Here is a 14,661-nt window from a genome sequence, read left to right as displayed (position 1 = left end):
CTTATTTCGCAACCTGCTCGAAGTGATGAAAGAAGCTGTCGACGTGGCTTTTGTCCAGTCCATGGAGCGTCGGCGGGTTCCAGCGAGGGTTCTTGTCCTTGTCGATGATCAGCGCGCGGACCCCTTCGATCAGGTCGCCGCGTTCGAACCATTGGCGGTCAAGGTGCAGCTCCAGGGCAAAGCACTGTTCCAACGGCAGGCGCCGGCCGCGTCGCAGCATTTCCAGGGTCACGGCCATGGCCAGGGGCGAGCGGGTCTGCATCAGGTGGACGGTGTTCAGTGCCCACTCATGGCTGTCGGCGACAGTGACTTCCTGGAGCTGCTCGACAATGCTCGGAATGTCCGGCAGGCCGAAGAAGTGGTCGATAGCCGGGCGCAATGCGGCCAGCGGCGGGTCGGGCAGGCGCTGCACCGCCAGCTTGGCCAGCACGCCTTGCAGGTCTTTGAGGGGCGACTCGTGCCATTGCAGGCTGTCGAGTTTCTGGTCGAGGCTGGCCAGCTTGGCGCTGTCCAGGTACCAGTTGGCCAACCCGCAATACAGGGCGTCTGCCGCGCGAACCTGCACGCCCGTCACGCCGAGGTAAATGCCCAGCTCACCGGGAATACGCGGCAGGAAGTAGCTGCCACCGACGTCCGGGAAGTAACCGATCGCCACCTCCGGCATCGCCAGGCGGCTGCGTTCGGTGACGACGCGCAAATCCGCCCCCTGCACCAGGCCCATGCCGCCGCCCAGGACAAACCCGTCCATCAGGGCCAGTACGGGCTTGCGGTAATGGTGGATGGCCAGGTCCAGCGCGTATTCCTCGACGAAGAAGTCTTCGTGCAGGGTGTCGCCGCGTTTGAAACTATCGTACAGGGAGCGGATATCGCCGCCGGCACAAAATGCCTTGTCGCCCGCACCGCGCAGGACTACGGCATGCACCTGCGGGTCGTCTGACCAGGCCTGCAGCTGTTGCGCGAGGCGGCGGACCATGTCCAGGGTGATGGCATTCAAGCCGGCGGGGCGATTGAGGGTGAGGTGACCGATATGGTTGCGTACTTCGGCCAGTACGTCGTCCTGACGCCTCTCGGCGCTGCTTGCTTCGCTTGAAACCTGAGCAGTCATCTGTAACTCCCTGCTTTTATTGTTCTTTATCAAGATGTTCGTGAGTAAACACTCTTGTGAGAGTATCAGTGCAAATTTGCACAGTACAACCCGGAATCATGCAGGTCGTTTTTGCATTTATGCAGGGTGGCGGGCGTGGGTTCAGGTCACGCGGGTTGCCAGTACTTCACCGATGCTGCGGCGCCGAGCGTGGGTTTCTGCAGCATGGATCAATTGCTCCAGCTCCGTCGGGGCCACGTCGTAGAATTGCTCCATGTCTGCCAGCGCCAGCTTCAAGTCGGCGGCCGTGATAGCGGGGTCTCGGGCGGCCCTGGGGTCAGGCAGGACAGTCGTCGACGTCTCGACAGCACCCTTGGGGTAGCGCGTTCGCGTCGCATTATTGTAGGCCAATGCGCAGGCCAGCAAGGCACCGGCGCCGAGTAATACGGCCCCCAATTCGTGCCAGCCCAGGGCGGCGGAGGCAGGGTCGGCCAGGACCAGGCTCATGGCCAGGCCACCGGCGGGCGGGTGCAGGCACCGCAGCCAGCACATCAGCACCACGGCCATGCCGGCCGCCAGGCAGGCACCGCCTAGGGTGCGCCCAAGGACGCGGGCCACCAGCAATGCCACGACACCGGCGCACAGGTAGCTGCCGATGATCGACCAGGGTTGTGCCAGCGCACCCGACGAGACCGCAAACAACAACACCGCCGATGCCCCCAGTGGGCCGAGCAGGTGCAGGGCCACCTCCATGCCAAAAACCTGGGCACAGAGCCACACACTGAAGAATGTACCCAAGGCCATGCCAATCGCGGCACGGCTCCATTCGGTGGGGCGGGTGTTGATAGCAGCGGGAAACCAGCGAGAGCGCATTGAAAGGAAATCCATAAACGGCGGGCAAAAAAAAGGCTTGTCTGGTTGCCCGGAAAAGCCCTTTGAAAGTTCCTGCATTTGGGGGAGGAACCCGCGCAGTGTGCCGCGCCCGGCAGGGCAGCGCCAATGCATATTAATGAGGGTTAAATACAAAAATAATGAGGTTATCAAGGCGTGGCGGAGCGCTAGATAGCTACCGCATGTGGCCATCGAGTTTACAGTTGGGGTTCAGACGCAACTCAAGGTTGGGCAGGTTTAGCCAGGTGCAGCAGCACATAGGGGTTTCGGTCGAACTCACCGCTCAACGTAGGCGTGATAGAGGCAAAGCGCGGGTCTTCGAGCCCTTCGAAATCCGCCTGGCTCATCACCAGCCACGCCGGCCCTTGCAGCGGTGCCAGGTCAGAGGCTTGTTGGGTAAACAACGGCACCTGGTCGCAGTCGAGGTTGACCATGTATTTGATCGCCTTGGCGTCTTTGCCCAGGCCGTGCAATACCACGGGGGCGCGCTGTTGCTTGACCTGCTCATGCACTTGCAGGGTAAAGGTGCGGGTGTCGTAGACGCTGCGTTCGAGCGGTTCGACCACGGCAATATAGGTTGCCCACACCGCAAGCACGGCGGCAAGCGCCGGACCCAGCGGCCGCAGGCGAGCCCTGAACAACGCCAGCAATGCCAAGGCTTGCAGCACGCCGAGAACGGCGAACACCGGTCCCAGCTGGCTCAACTCTTGCGGATAGCGTGGCCGCGCGAATACCAGCCCGACGATCAGCAGGCCTGGCAGCAGCGTCCATAGACCCAACATCAGCCCACGCAACCCTGCAAACAACCGCCCCTCAGCGGCCTGGAACGGGTACGCCGCAATGATCGCCGCCATCGGCAACATCGGCAGCACATAGCGGGCCTTCTTTGCCTGGGGAATCGACAGGCCCAGCATCACCAGCAAGCCTGCCGCGGCGCAGTACAGCACCAGTTGCAACGCCGGTGTCGGCACGCGGCGCCCACCGACCGCAACCGCCAGCAGCACCAGCAGCGCCACGGGATAGGCGAGGGCGTAGTTGCCCAGCGAGCTGGTGAAGTAATACAACGCGCCGCTGGAGCCTTCACTGCCGTCCATTCGCCCCAGGAACTGCATGCGGATCACATCCTGCATGAAGCTTTCGCCGCCACTGAGCTTGGCCATCAGCAACAGCAGGCCGACACAGGCCGCCAGCAGCGCCAGGGCCAGCAGGCCAAAGCTGAACAGTTGGCGCCATTGCCGGTTGATCAGGTAGTAGCTGCACAGCACGCCCGTGGGAATGACCAGCCCGATCGGCCCGCGAATCGCAAAGCCGAGGATCAGCAGCAGGTACAGCCAGTACAGGCGTCTGCCCGCACCGAAATGGTCATGGGCATAACCGAGGTAGAACACCGCCAGGGCGATGGCGGCGAGCATCTGGTCAAGGGACACCGCACGGGTTTCACTGATGAAGGTACTGCTCAGCAACAACAGCGCGATGCTCAGCAGCCCCCAACGCTGGGAGTAGGGCGCCGTCAGGCGATACACCAGGATGACGATCACTGCCGAGGCAATCGACGTGGGCAGCCAGGCCGTGAGGCTGGTGACCTCGCCCAGGGGCAGGGACAACAGCCAGGTCATCAGCGTCGAGGTGGCCAGGTAATCGGCATACGGCTGCCCGTAGGTGGTGGGGAAAAAACCCGGCCCATGGCGCAGCATCTCCTGGGCAAACACCACGAAGCGTGAGTCGAAACCGATAATCGCCTGGTGCCAGCTGCCGGCGATGAACAACAGCAGCGCCAGCAATCCCAAGACGAGGGATTGGCGGCGGATCGTCGGGCTGAGCAGGGGCGGTTGAGCTTTGTTCACGAATCAGGCTTCCACGACCTGCGGCACCCACTGTTGCTGGGGGATCGGCAACTGGCAGGAATCGCCACGACCGATCGGGTAATACTGGAAGCCCTTGCGCGCCAGGCGCTCACCGTCATACAGGTTGCGGCCGTCGAAGATCACCGGGGTTTTCAGGCGCTGGTGGATCAGCTCGAAGTCGGGCGCCTTGAACTGCTGCCATTCGGTGCAGACGATCAGCGCATCGGCGCCGAGCAAGGTGGATTCCGGCGTGCCCATCAGCATCAGTCGCTCCTCGTCAGCGTAGATACGCTGGGTTTCCTGCATGGCTTCCGGGTCGAACGCCCGTACAGTGGCGCCGGCGGCCCACAACGCTTCCATCAGCACGCGGCTGGGTGCGTCGCGCATGTCGTCGGTGTTGGGCTTGAACGCCAGGCCCCACAGGGCAAAGGTCTTGCCGCGCAGGTTGCCCTGGAAGAACGCATTGATACGCTCGAACAGCTTGCTCTTCTGGCGCTGATTGATGGCTTCCACGGCTTCCAGCAGGTCGCTGGAGCAGTTGGCCTGCTTGGCGCTGTGGATCAAGGCACGCATGTCCTTGGGGAAGCACGAGCCGCCGTAGCCGCAGCCGGGGTAGATAAAGTGATAGCCGATGCGCGAGTCGGCGCCGATGCCCAGGCGCACGGCTTCGATGTCGGCACCCAGGTGTTCGGCCAGCTCGGCGATCTGGTTGATAAAGCTGATCTTGGTCGCCAGCATGCAGTTGGCGGCGTATTTGGTCAGTTCGGCGCTGCGCAGGTCCATGAAGATGATGCGGTCGTGGTTGCGGTTGAACGGCGCGTACAGGTCGCGCATCACGTCGCGCACTTCTTCGCGCTCGCAGCCGATGATGATGCGGTCCGGGCGGCGGCAGTCGGAAACGGCCGAGCCCTCCTTGAGGAATTCCGGGTTGGAGACGATATCGAACTCCAGGTGCCGGCCGGCCAGGTGCAGGGCTTTTTCGATATGGGCGCGCAGGGTGTCGCCGGTGCCAACCGGGACGGTGGATTTCTCCACCAGGATCACCGGTTCGATACGGTGGCGGGCTACTGCGTCACCCACCGACAGCACGTACTTGAGGTCGGCCGAGCCGTCTTCATCCGACGGCGTACCCACCGCGATAAACAGCACTTCGCCGTGTTCGACGGCAAGCTTTTCGTCAAAGGTGAAGTGCAGTCGCCCGCTCTCCAGGTTTTCCTTGACCATGGCCGCCAGCCCCGGCTCGAAGATGCTCACATGGCCTTGCTGCAGGAGCTTGACCTTGTTCTGATCGACGTCCATGCAGATGACATCGTGACCGACTTCGGCTAATACGGTGGCCTGTACCAGACCGACGTAACCACTACCAAATACACTGATTTTCATGGGGCATTCCTGGCGCTTGCAGCGCTAGCACGGCGAGAGTTAATAACCAGCACACCAAGGATGACAAGCGCCACCCCCAGGGTTTTCGAGAGGGAAAAATGTTCGTTGAACACCGGCAGGCTGGCGGCCAGCAGGTACACCAGCGCATAGCTGATGCTCAGCAGCGAATAGGCGCGGCCCAGGGGCAGGTGCTTGAGGGCGCCGAGCCAGCAGAGCATCGACAGCGCGTAGGCCAGGATCGCCAGGCTCACCACGCCGAGCGCCGCGAAGTCGATGGCATTGCTGTGGAACGCCGTCAGCCATTCGGTAGGCAAGGGCAGGCGCGTCATGCTCCAGCGCATGCCCAACTGGGCGGCGCTGACCAGGCCAACGCTGCCCAGGGCCAGGGCAAACCCACGCACGCGGCTCATACCTGGCGCCCCAGCAGCACCACACCGGCAATCACCAGCACCACACCCAGCCAATGCCGTGTGTCGATGGGCTCCTTGAACACACAGCGCGCCACCAGGGTGACCAGGACAAAATTGAGGCTGAGCATCGGGTAGGCGATGCCGACTTCCAGGCGCTGCAACACCAGCAACCACACCAGCAAACCAAAACCCAGGCACAGCAGGGCCGACCACAACCATGGCGAGCGCAGTTTCAGCGCCCAACCGTCGGGCTGGTCGCGCCAGCCTTCCACGGCGAATTTCTGCGAGACCTGGCCCATGCATGTGAGCAGGCAGGCCGCCAATAACAGGAGCAGTGTGATCATGGCGCAACCTGCGGGAACACCAGGATCACGATATTGCCTTGCTCGTAGCGCTTGCCGTCCTTGGGCAGCAAGTCCACTTCGGCGAGTTCGTCGTCGCCCTTGACGCGCATGACCACACCGACCGCGCCGTGTTTGCGCGCGTCGCTCATCCATTGCTGGACCTGCGTGGTGTCGACCTTGTGATGGGCCGCATCGTCGAAGGCCAAGCCATATTTCACTTCGCCGACGGTGTTATAGAGGGTCACGTCCGGGCGCTTGACGCGCCACGCCAGGGCGGAGGCCGCGCCGAGGTCGTTGCTCAGCAACGCGCTGGTCTGGCTCAACTCCTGGAGGTGATCGATGATGAACTGGTCCGGGGTCTTGTTATAAACCACCGAATGGGGCAATGCGGCCGGGACCAGCGCCACCAGCAACCAGCTGCCGACCACCGGCGCTGCCCACAAGCGCAGCGGGCGCGAGGCCTGCAACAGGTTGGCAACGATCCAGCCGAACAGGAAGACAAACACCAGCACCAGGCTGAGGGTTTCACTGCCGTGCTCGTACACCGGTTTTTTCAGTTGGAACCAGGTCAGGGCCAGTAACGCCACAACGCCAATCACCAGGTTCAGCCAGCCGTTGATGCGCAACACGCGCCCACGGGCCTGGGCCAGTTTGTCGGCCAGGGTGTGGCCCATCAGCAACGCCAGCGGCAGCAGGCACGGCATGATGTAGGAGGGCAACTTGCCCTTGGCCAGGCTGAAAAACGCCAGGGGCATCAGCAGCCACAACAACAGGAAGGCGGTTTTCGCCGCGCGTTTTTCCTGCCACGCCTGTTTCAGGGTGGACGGCAACAGCGCCACCCACGGCAGGCAGAAGGCAATCAGCAGCGGCAGGTAATACCAGAACGGTTCGGCATGCTGGGCATCGTCGCCGGCAAAGCGCTGGATGTGCTCGTGCCAAAAGAAGAAGTTCCAGTAGTCCGGCTCCTGCAGGTGCACGGCCAGGGCCCACGGCAGGCTCACCGCAATGGCCACGACCACGGCGACCAGGCCGTAGCCGAGCAATTCGCGAAAGCGTTTCTGCCAGATCGCGTAGGGCAGGGCGATCAACACCGGCAACAGCCACGCGAGGAAGCCCTTGGTCATAAAGCCCATGCCACAGGCAAAACCGAGCAGCGCCCAGGCCCCCAGGCGGCCGTTGCGGGTGGTGCTGTCGAAGCAGAACCACAGGGCGACGCCGGTCAGGTTGACCCAGAACGTGAACTGCGGATCGAGGTTGGCATAGCCGCCCAGTGCCGCCACGCTGACAAAACTCATGTACAGCACACTGCTGACCAGGCTTTTTTGCGGGTCATTCCACAAGCGGCGCGACACCAGGTACACCAGCAGGATGCTCAAGCCGGTGCTCAGCGCCGAGGCGAAGCGCACGCCAAACAGGTTCTGCCCGAAGATCGCCTGGCCCAGCGCGATCATCCAGTAACCGGCAGCCGGTTTTTCGAAGTAGCGGATCCCCATGAAGTGCGGCGAGGCCCACTTGCCGGTCAGCAGCATTTCCTGGCTGATCTGTGCATAGCGGGTTTCATCCGGAATCCACAGGCCGTGGGTGGCCAGCGGCAACAGGTAAAACACACCGAACGCCAACAGGAGCAGGGGCAAGGCCCAACGCCGGATCATGCCTGCTGCACTCCGAGCCACCCCTCACGGCCGCTCAAGGCGCCGCGCACCAGGTGTTGCCGGGGCAGGGTGGTCAGGTCCGCAGGCAGCAAGTCGCCCAGGGGGTTGAAGTCGATGCCGCGCTGCCCTGCCTGGGCGAGCAACTGGCGAAAATCATTGGCCATCAGAATCCCTTCTACTTCTGCGTGGATCGTGTAGACGTTGAGCTTCGACTCGGCAAACCGGTCAAGAATGAAGCCGTTGAAGTCTTTGGCGGCCACCACCGGCCCGACGACTTCGTCGAAGGTCGGCAGGTCCACCGGAATTTGTGGCGTACCCGCGCTGCCATCGGCCAATGTCGGCCGAAACAGGCTGGTACCCCGGCAATCGCTGTTGTAGCGGAAGTTGAAACCTTGCTTGGCCTGCACCACCCGCTCATCGGCACGCCAACCAGCAGCCGCCGAACAGTCGATGCGCTCGCCGAGGATGTCGCTCAAGGTCTCCACGCCGCGTCGAATCTGCTCCACCAGCTGTGCATCGCTCCAACGCCCGGTGTTGGCCTGCCAGCCGTGGTGATCCCAGGCGTGCAGGCCGACTTCATGCCCCGCCGCCTTGGCCTGGCGCATCAAGTGCCCCAGGTCACGACCGATCGGCTTGCCTGGCCAGGCGGTGCCGGCCAGCAGGATGTCCCAGCCGTACAGGCCGGCCGCGTTGGAACGCAGCATCTTCCACAGGAACTGCGGGCGAATCAGGCGCCACAAGTGGCGCCCCATGTTGTCCGGCCCGACACTGAAGAAGAACGTCGCCTTGACCCCGGCCTCATCCAGGGATTCGAGCAACCGTGGCACGCCTTCACGGGTGCCGCGGTAGGTATCGACGTCGATGCGCAAGCCTGCCTTCATTACTTTTTGTCCGCGATTTCGAGCATGGCTTCACGCAGGAAGAAGTCCAGCGTATTGCCGATGGTTTCGCTCATCTCCACGGTCGGCTCCCAGTTCAGCAGGCGCTTGGCGTTTTCGATGCTTGGCTTGCGGTGCGCCACGTCCTGGTAACCGGTGCCGTAGAACGCCTTGCTTTCGACGTCGCGGAAACCGGCGAACGGTGGGAAGTTGCCGCGCAGCGGGTGCGCCTCGAACTGACGCAGCAGCTCTTCGCCCAACTGGCGGATGCTGGCTTCGTTTTCCGGGTTGCCGATGTTGATGATCTGGCCGTTGCAGGCATCGTTGTCGTTATCGATGATGCGCGCCAGGGCTTCGATACCGTCGGCGATGTCAGTGAAGCAACGCTTCTGCTCGCCGCCGTCGAACAGGCGGATCGGCGTACCTTCCACCAGGTTCAGGATCAGCTGGGTGATCGCCCGGGAGCTGCCGATACGCGCCGAATCCAGGCGGTCCAGGCGCGGGCCCATCCAGTTGAACGGACGGAACAGGGTGAAGTTCAGGCCCTTGGCGCCGTAGGCCCAGATCACGCGGTCCAGCAGTTGCTTGGAGACCGAGTAGATCCAGCGCTGCTTGTTGACCGGGCCGACCACCAGGTTGGAGGTGTCTTCGTCGAAATACTGGTCCTGGCACATGCCATAGACTTCGGAGGTCGACGGGAAAATCACGCGCTTGTTGTACTTGACGCAGTAGCGCACCAGCTTGAGGTTTTCTTCGAAGTCCAGCTCGAACACGCGCAGCGGGTTGCGGGTGTATTCGATCGGTGTGGCGATGGCCACCAGTGGCAGGACCACGTCGCACTTCTTGATGTGGTACTCGATCCACTCGGTGTGGATGCTGATGTCGCCTTCGACGTAATGGAAGTTCGGGTGGCTGCGCAGGCGCTCGATGGCGTCGGAGCCAATGTCCAGGCCGTAGACTTCATAACGGTCGTCACGCAGCAGGCGCTCGGACAGGTGGTTACCGATAAAGCCGTTCACACCGAGGATCAGCACGCGGGTCCGCCGCGGCTTGCGGCCGGACTCGGCACCGCGCAGCACGGAGCCGTCGACCAGGCCCAGTTCGTTGGCCAGCGACGGACCCGCCAGGTACAGGCCGTTGTCATTGCGCTGGCCAAACTTGACCACCAGGGAGTCTTCGCCGCAGGCGATGCGCAGCGGGTTGACGCTGATCACACGGCCCGGCGCCAGGCCTTCATTGCCCTTGACCACTTCGGCTTGCCAGACGATGAGCTTGTGCTCGCCGACGGCGCAGAACGCGCCTGGGTACGGTTGAGTCACCGCGCGCACCAGGTTGAACAGTTCTTCAGCGGGTTTTTTCCACTCCAGCTTGCCGTCGGCAGCCGTACGGCGACCAAAGTAGGTGGCCTGGCTTTCGTCCTGAGCCGTCTCGCTCAGCTTGCCCGCAGCCAGTTGCGGCAGGGCGTCGCGCAGCAGGCTGGTGGCCGCATCACGCAGCTTGGCGTGCAGGGTCAGGCCGGTGTCGGTGCGCTCGATCCCGACTTTTTGCTGGGCCAGGATCGCCCCGGCATCGGCGCGCTTGACCATGCGGTGCAGGGTCACGCCGGTTTCGGTTTCGCCGTTGACCAGCACCCAGTTGGCCGGGGCACGGCCACGGTATTTAGGCAGCAACGAGCCGTGCAGGTTGAACGCGCCTTTGCTGGCGGTGGCCAACAGCGGTTCGCTCAGCAGGTTGCGGTAGTAGAAAGAAAAAATGTAGTCCGGGTTCAACTTGGCGATGCGCTCGATCCACAGCGGGTGGTTGGCGTCTTCCGGCGCGTGTACCGGGATGCCGTTGCGCGCGCAGAGTTGGGCGACGGAGCCGTAGAAATTGTTTTCCTTGGGGTCGTCGGCATGGGTGAACACGGCGGCAATGTCGTAGCCGGCAGTCAGCAGGGCTTCAATGCCCGCACAGCCAATATCGTGGTAAGCGAAGACAACGGCTTTTGAATTCATGACGAAACCTGATCGGAAGGAAAAGTAGTGGTGGAATGGGAGGACACCAGGCCGTCGACGACGACCACGGGTGCCGGTGCCGCCGGTTGGTTGCGCAGCACTTTTTCAATAAAGAAGCGGGGGCGGGCGCGCACGTCGCTGTACATGCGCCCCAGGTATTCGCCCAGCAGGCCCATGCCGATGAACTGGCCGCCGGTGAACACGAACAGCACCGCGAACAGTACGAACAGACCGTCACCGGCCCAGTCGGCGCCGAAGGCCAGGCGCATCACGATCAACGCAAAGGCGAAGAACACGCCCAGCGCCGCCAGACTGAAGCCGACGATGGACAGCAAGCGCAGCGGCGTGGTGGTCATGCAGGTCAGCAGGTCGAACATCAGGCTGATCAGGCGCATGGCGCTGTATTTGGATTCGCCGTGTTCACGCTCGGCGTGGTGCACCAGGATCTCGGTGGTGTGACGAGCAAAGCCGTTGGCCAGGATCGGGATGAAGGTGCTGCGCTCGCGGCAGGCGAGCATGGCGTCGACGATGGTGCGCCGGTAAGCGCGCAGCATGCAGCCGTAGTCGCTCATGGCCACGCCGGTGGAGCGTTGCACGGCGAGGTTGATCAGGCGCGAAGGCCAGCGGCGAAAAGCCGAGTCCTGGCGATTGTTGCGTACCGTGGCGACAACGTCGTAGCCCAGGGCGGCCTGTTCAACCAGGCGCGGGATTTCTTCGGGGGGGTTCTGCAGATCGGCGTCGAGGGTAATCACCACGTCGCCCCGGCACTGCTCGAAACCGGCCATGATCGCCGCGTGCTGCCCGTAGTTGCGATTGAGGATCACCGCCACCACGTTGCTGCCGTCTTGCGCGGCGGCGTCTTCGAGCAATTGGGCGGAGTTGTCGCGGCTACCGTCATCCACCAGGATGATTTCGTATTCGTAGGCCAGTTGCTTGCAGGCGGCAGTGGTACGACGCAGCAGTTCAGGCAGGCTTTCTTGTTCGTTGTAGACCGGGATAACGATCGACACGCAATGAATAGGGTAGGGTTTCAAAGATTCATGACCTCGGGACTGGAGCAACTTGGCGCGTGAAAGCAGTAGTAATCATTGGACGAACACCTGGCCCGCACTTAAAAAGCGGCACTAAAGATGAAGCGTAATCAACAGCTTAGCTGGTGTTGTGGAATTCGCTCTGAAGTTTCACGTTCAAGATTAAGCGCAAAAATGTGCAACAGATATGAAAGGCAGATGAAAAACTCGTTTATTTGACAGGTAGACAGCTAGGGTTCAGCTAGGTAACTAAGGTATGGCAGGGGAAGGTCCGCAGGCTGAATAGGCGTTGTCTGCAGGTGAGGCGCTTTAATCCGCCAGCCCTTGGTCCTAATTGAAGAATCTTCTCTGCAATGCGCTTCAAGTGCCGGTAAAGTAAGCCATCTCTTGCCAGGGTACTCGGATGAATAGCGTGCAGCGTATAAGCGGCCAATGGCGGCCCGTTTTGATCGGATTGTTGATGACGGCGGCCTGCGCCAGCGCCGTACGGGCAGATGATGGCGTGGCGCTCACCGCGCTCACCCAAGTGCCTGAGGGTGTTGAGGTGCGCGGCAGGCAGGTCGCCGCCTACACCTGGGACGACCGCCAGGGCAAGAACCTGCTGGTGCTCTCCGAGCAGGTCAGCGAACGCGAGGATGACGGTACCCAGTCGGCGTTTGTCTATGCGGCCCAATACCTGATCGACGGTGACCGTCCCAAGCGCATGTGGATGCTCTACGACGACGTGCAGCATTGCCAGTTCGATGCGGCGCTGCGCTTCGACATGGCCGCGACCAAGGTCACCGACCTCACTGGCGATGGCATCACCCAGGCCACCGTGGGCTATTCGCGCTCCTGCACCAGCGATGTCAGCCCCAACGAATTCAAGCTGATCATGCATGTCGGCAAGTCGCAGAAGTACCGCCTGCGCGGGGTCGACCGGGTCGGCGCAGCCTGGTGGGATGAGGAGGCCGGGGCCCTGCGTGGCATGCCGCTGCCCAAGGATTGCAGCGTGGCCGGGCAGCAGGCGCTGGTCAGCCAGTACAAGGAGCAGGGCACGGAGTTGCCGTTGCCGGGTTGCTATGGCGATGAGAAGGACTTTGCCAAGGCGCCGGACGCTTACCTGGCCTTTATGCGTCAGCACTGGTTCGCCCTGATGCAGAAGCAGGATGCCGAATGGAGCCAGGCCCAGACCCAGCCCCAGGCGCCCACCGAGGATGAAGACACGGCACCGTGATTTTGTGCCAGGGCTTTTCCTGGGTTAGACTCGGTCTTCGCCAATTCACTAAATACCTCGATTAAACAATGAGTTGTTCGAGGTATTTAATCCAAAGGCTGATCTACCTTGACCGAGTCTATCCGCAACCCGTTGACCCTCTACCTCACCCGCCTGGCCCCCTCCAGCCAACTGACCATGCGCTACGTGCTGCAGGACGCCGCCGACCGCCTGGGCTTCGAAGACATCAACCTCGAAGACATCGACTGGCACCTGCTGCAACCCGAACATATCATCGCCCTGGTCGCAGCATTGCGTGAAGACGGCTACGCACCGAACACCTCATCCTTGTATGTGAATGCCGTGCGCGGGGTGATGAACGAAGCCTGGCGGATGAGCCTGATCAGCCAGGAACATCTCCTGAAAATGCGCACGGTCAAGGCCACGCCCGGCACGCGCCTGGGCCAGGGCCGCAATCTGCGGCGCACGTTGATCCGGGAAATGATGGAGGTCTGCGCCGCCGACCCTCGCCCCCAGGGCCTGCGTGATGCAGCGGTCATCGGCATCCTGTATGGCTCGGGCATGCGCAAGTCCGAGTCGGTCAACCTCGACCTGGCGCAGATCAACTTCGATGAACGCAGCTTGCGGGTAATCGGCAAGGGCAATAAGGAATTGGTCAAGTATGCGCCGGACTGGGCTTTCGCCAAGCTGCAGGCGTGGTTGGCGTTCAGGCGCGAACAGCTCAAGGAAGGCGAGCAGGACGATAGCTTCCTGTTCAACCGCATACGCCGGGGCAGCCATATCACCCGGGAACGTATCACCAAGCATGCGATTTACTACATCGCCCGCCAGCGGGGTGAGCAGGTGGGGGTGAAGATCATGCCCCACGATTTTCGCCGCTCGTTTATCACGCGGGTGATCGAGGAGCATGACCTGTCGATTGCACAGAAGCTGGCGCATCACACCAATATCCAGACCACCGCCAGCTATGACGTGCGTGACGACAACGAGCGGCGGCGGGCGGTGGATCGGTTTGATCTGTAGACGAACAGCTGCGGACCTACAGAATCGGTTTGCCGCCGGTGACCGCATAACGCGACCCCGAGATATAGCTGGCCTCGTCCGATGCCAGCAGCACATAAATCGGCGCCACTTCCACCGGTTGGCCGGGGCGGCCCAGTGGGGTTTCGCTGCCGAAACTCTGCACGTCGTCATCGGTCATGGTCGCCACAATCAACGGCGTCCAGATCGGGCCGGGCGCGACGCTGTTGACGCGGATGCCCTTGCTGCCGAGTAGTTGCGCCAAGCCGCCGGTGAAGTTGGCGATTGCGCCCTTGGTGGCGGCATAGGCCAGCAGGGTCGGCTTGGGCATGTCGGAATTGACCGAGCTGGTGTTGATGATCGAACTGCCGGCCTTCATATGCGGCAGCGCGGCCTTGCAGAGGCGAAACATCGCGGTGATGTTGATATCGAAGGTCTTGACCCATTCCTCATCCTCGATCTCTTCGAGCGTTTCGTGGGTCATCTGGAACGCAGCGTTATTGACCAGCACGTCAATGCGCCCGAACTGTTCCACGGTCTTGTCGACCAGCGCCTGGCAGGTGGCTTTTTGCGCGATGTCACCGGGCAGCAACAGGCATTGGCGGCCGGCTTCCTCGACCCAGCGCGCGGTTTCCCTGGCGTCTTCGTGTTCGTCCAGGTAGGCGAGGGCCACATCGGCGCCTTCACGGGCGAAGGCGATGGCCACTGCGCGGCCAATGCCGCTGTCGGCACCGGTGATCAGGGCGATCTTGTTGGCCAATCGGCCAGAACCCTTGTAACTCTGCTCCCCACAGTCCGGGTACGGGTCCATGGTGCTTTGGGTACCGGGTACGTTTTGCGCCTGAGGGGCGAAGGGCGGGCGTGGGTAGTCAGTCATTTCCAATCTCCATAGGTTTCGAACGGTGCTATGGGAT

General features: G+C 62.2%; 13 protein-coding genes. 2 read left to right on the top strand and 11 right to left on the bottom strand.

Annotation, left to right across the window (positions count from 1 at the left end):
• Nucleotide 1: 1 nt before the first annotated feature.
• The 10 genes from FX984_RS02285 to arnC form a co-directional block, all read right to left on the bottom strand.
• A complete protein-coding gene (locus FX984_RS02285) occupies nt 2-1,105 on the bottom strand; it encodes an enoyl-CoA hydratase/isomerase family protein (protein ID WP_146476335.1) in 1,104 nt (367 codons plus the stop codon).
• A 141-nt stretch (nt 1,106-1,246) separates the two neighbouring features.
• The gene (locus FX984_RS02280) at nt 1,247-1,957 is read right to left on the bottom strand and encodes an HPP family protein (protein WP_065927526.1); all 711 of its coding nucleotides are present in this window, start codon (nt 1,955-1,957) and stop codon (nt 1,247-1,249) included.
• A gap of 239 nt (nt 1,958-2,196) precedes the next feature.
• On the bottom strand, nt 2,197-3,819 hold the full coding sequence (locus FX984_RS02275) for an ArnT family glycosyltransferase (protein ID WP_027605864.1): 1,623 nt from the start codon (nt 3,817-3,819) through the stop codon (nt 2,197-2,199).
• Nucleotides 3,820-3,822: 3 nt separating this feature from the next.
• Nucleotides 3,823-5,202 carry a UDP-glucose dehydrogenase family protein gene (locus FX984_RS02270; RefSeq protein WP_027605863.1) on the bottom strand — a complete coding sequence of 460 codons (1,380 nt, stop codon included), beginning with the start codon at nt 5,200-5,202 and terminating at the stop codon, nt 3,823-3,825.
• Nucleotides 5,199-5,612, bottom strand: a complete 414-nt coding sequence (arnF, locus tag FX984_RS02265; RefSeq protein ID WP_092358009.1) for a 4-amino-4-deoxy-L-arabinose-phosphoundecaprenol flippase subunit ArnF — start codon at nt 5,610-5,612, stop codon at nt 5,199-5,201. Before arnF ends, FX984_RS02270 begins: the two co-directional genes overlap by 4 nt.
• The gene (gene arnE, locus FX984_RS02260; RefSeq protein WP_065941524.1) at nt 5,609-5,956 is read right to left on the bottom strand and encodes a 4-amino-4-deoxy-L-arabinose-phosphoundecaprenol flippase subunit ArnE; all 348 of its coding nucleotides are present in this window, start codon (nt 5,954-5,956) and stop codon (nt 5,609-5,611) included. Before arnE ends, arnF begins: the two co-directional genes overlap by 4 nt.
• Complete coding sequence (gene arnT, locus FX984_RS02255) at nt 5,953-7,608, bottom strand: lipid IV(A) 4-amino-4-deoxy-L-arabinosyltransferase (protein WP_146476336.1); 1,656 nt, start codon at nt 7,606-7,608, stop codon at nt 5,953-5,955. Before arnT ends, arnE begins: the two co-directional genes overlap by 4 nt.
• A complete protein-coding gene (gene arnD, locus FX984_RS02250; RefSeq protein ID WP_027605859.1) occupies nt 7,605-8,489 on the bottom strand; it encodes a 4-deoxy-4-formamido-L-arabinose-phosphoundecaprenol deformylase in 885 nt (294 codons plus the stop codon). The genes arnT and arnD overlap by 4 nt, the downstream gene beginning before the upstream one ends.
• Entirely contained in the window at nt 8,489-10,480 is a 1,992-nt protein-coding gene (arnA, locus tag FX984_RS02245; RefSeq protein WP_092358011.1) for a bifunctional UDP-4-amino-4-deoxy-L-arabinose formyltransferase/UDP-glucuronic acid oxidase ArnA, read from the bottom strand. The genes arnD and arnA overlap by 1 nt, the downstream gene beginning before the upstream one ends.
• Nucleotides 10,477-11,514 carry an undecaprenyl-phosphate 4-deoxy-4-formamido-L-arabinose transferase gene (gene arnC / locus FX984_RS02240; protein WP_027605857.1) on the bottom strand — a complete coding sequence of 346 codons (1,038 nt, stop codon included), beginning with the start codon at nt 11,512-11,514 and terminating at the stop codon, nt 10,477-10,479. Before arnC ends, arnA begins: the two co-directional genes overlap by 4 nt.
• A gap of 400 nt (nt 11,515-11,914) precedes the next feature.
• Between arnC and FX984_RS02235 the strand changes: the two genes are divergently transcribed.
• Nucleotides 11,915-12,727, top strand: coding sequence for a M949_RS01915 family surface polysaccharide biosynthesis protein (locus FX984_RS02235; protein WP_146476337.1), 813 nt, complete (start codon nt 11,915-11,917; stop codon nt 12,725-12,727).
• Nucleotides 12,728-12,835: 108 nt separating this feature from the next.
• Nucleotides 12,836-13,750: a site-specific integrase gene (locus FX984_RS02230; protein WP_146476338.1), complete on the top strand. Its 915-nt coding sequence runs from the start codon at nt 12,836-12,838 to the stop codon at nt 13,748-13,750.
• 16 nt (nt 13,751-13,766) lie between these two features.
• Here the strand turns inward: FX984_RS02230 and FX984_RS02225 are convergent, their stop codons facing one another.
• Nucleotides 13,767-14,624 carry an SDR family oxidoreductase gene (locus tag FX984_RS02225; RefSeq protein ID WP_146476339.1) on the bottom strand — a complete coding sequence of 286 codons (858 nt, stop codon included), beginning with the start codon at nt 14,622-14,624 and terminating at the stop codon, nt 13,767-13,769.
• Between the last annotated feature and the right edge of the window lie 37 nt (nt 14,625-14,661).

It is taken from the genome of Pseudomonas marginalis (assembly GCF_008692035.1).
Taxonomy (GTDB): Bacteria; Pseudomonadota; Gammaproteobacteria; order Pseudomonadales; family Pseudomonadaceae; genus Aquipseudomonas; species Aquipseudomonas marginalis.
This window is presented reverse-complemented; position numbering and strand designations above follow the sequence as displayed.

Bases quoted from the DNA above. Each gene is read 5' to 3' on its own strand.
- FX984_RS02225 (WP_146476339.1), bottom strand. From the start codon at position 14,624: ATGACTGACTACCCACGCCCGCCCTTCGCCCCTCAGGCGCAAAACGTA.
- FX984_RS02235 (WP_146476337.1), top strand. From the start codon at position 11,915: ATGAATAGCGTGCAGCGTATAAGCGGCCAATGGCGGCCCGTTTTGATC.
- FX984_RS02270 (WP_027605863.1), bottom strand. From the start codon at position 5,202: ATGAAAATCAGTGTATTTGGTAGTGGTTACGTCGGTCTGGTACAGGCC.
- arnD (WP_027605859.1), bottom strand. From the start codon at position 8,489: ATGAAGGCAGGCTTGCGCATCGACGTCGATACCTACCGCGGCACCCGT.
- arnA (WP_092358011.1), bottom strand. From the start codon at position 10,480: ATGAATTCAAAAGCCGTTGTCTTCGCTTACCACGATATTGGCTGTGCG.
- arnF (WP_092358009.1), bottom strand. From the start codon at position 5,612: ATGAGCCGCGTGCGTGGGTTTGCCCTGGCCCTGGGCAGCGTTGGCCTG.
- arnT (WP_146476336.1), bottom strand. From the start codon at position 7,608: ATGATCCGGCGTTGGGCCTTGCCCCTGCTCCTGTTGGCGTTCGGTGTG.
- FX984_RS02285 (WP_146476335.1), bottom strand. From the start codon at position 1,105: ATGACTGCTCAGGTTTCAAGCGAAGCAAGCAGCGCCGAGAGGCGTCAG.
- FX984_RS02280 (WP_065927526.1), bottom strand. From the start codon at position 1,957: ATGCGCTCTCGCTGGTTTCCCGCTGCTATCAACACCCGCCCCACCGAA.
- arnE (WP_065941524.1), bottom strand. From the start codon at position 5,956: ATGATCACACTGCTCCTGTTATTGGCGGCCTGCCTGCTCACATGCATG.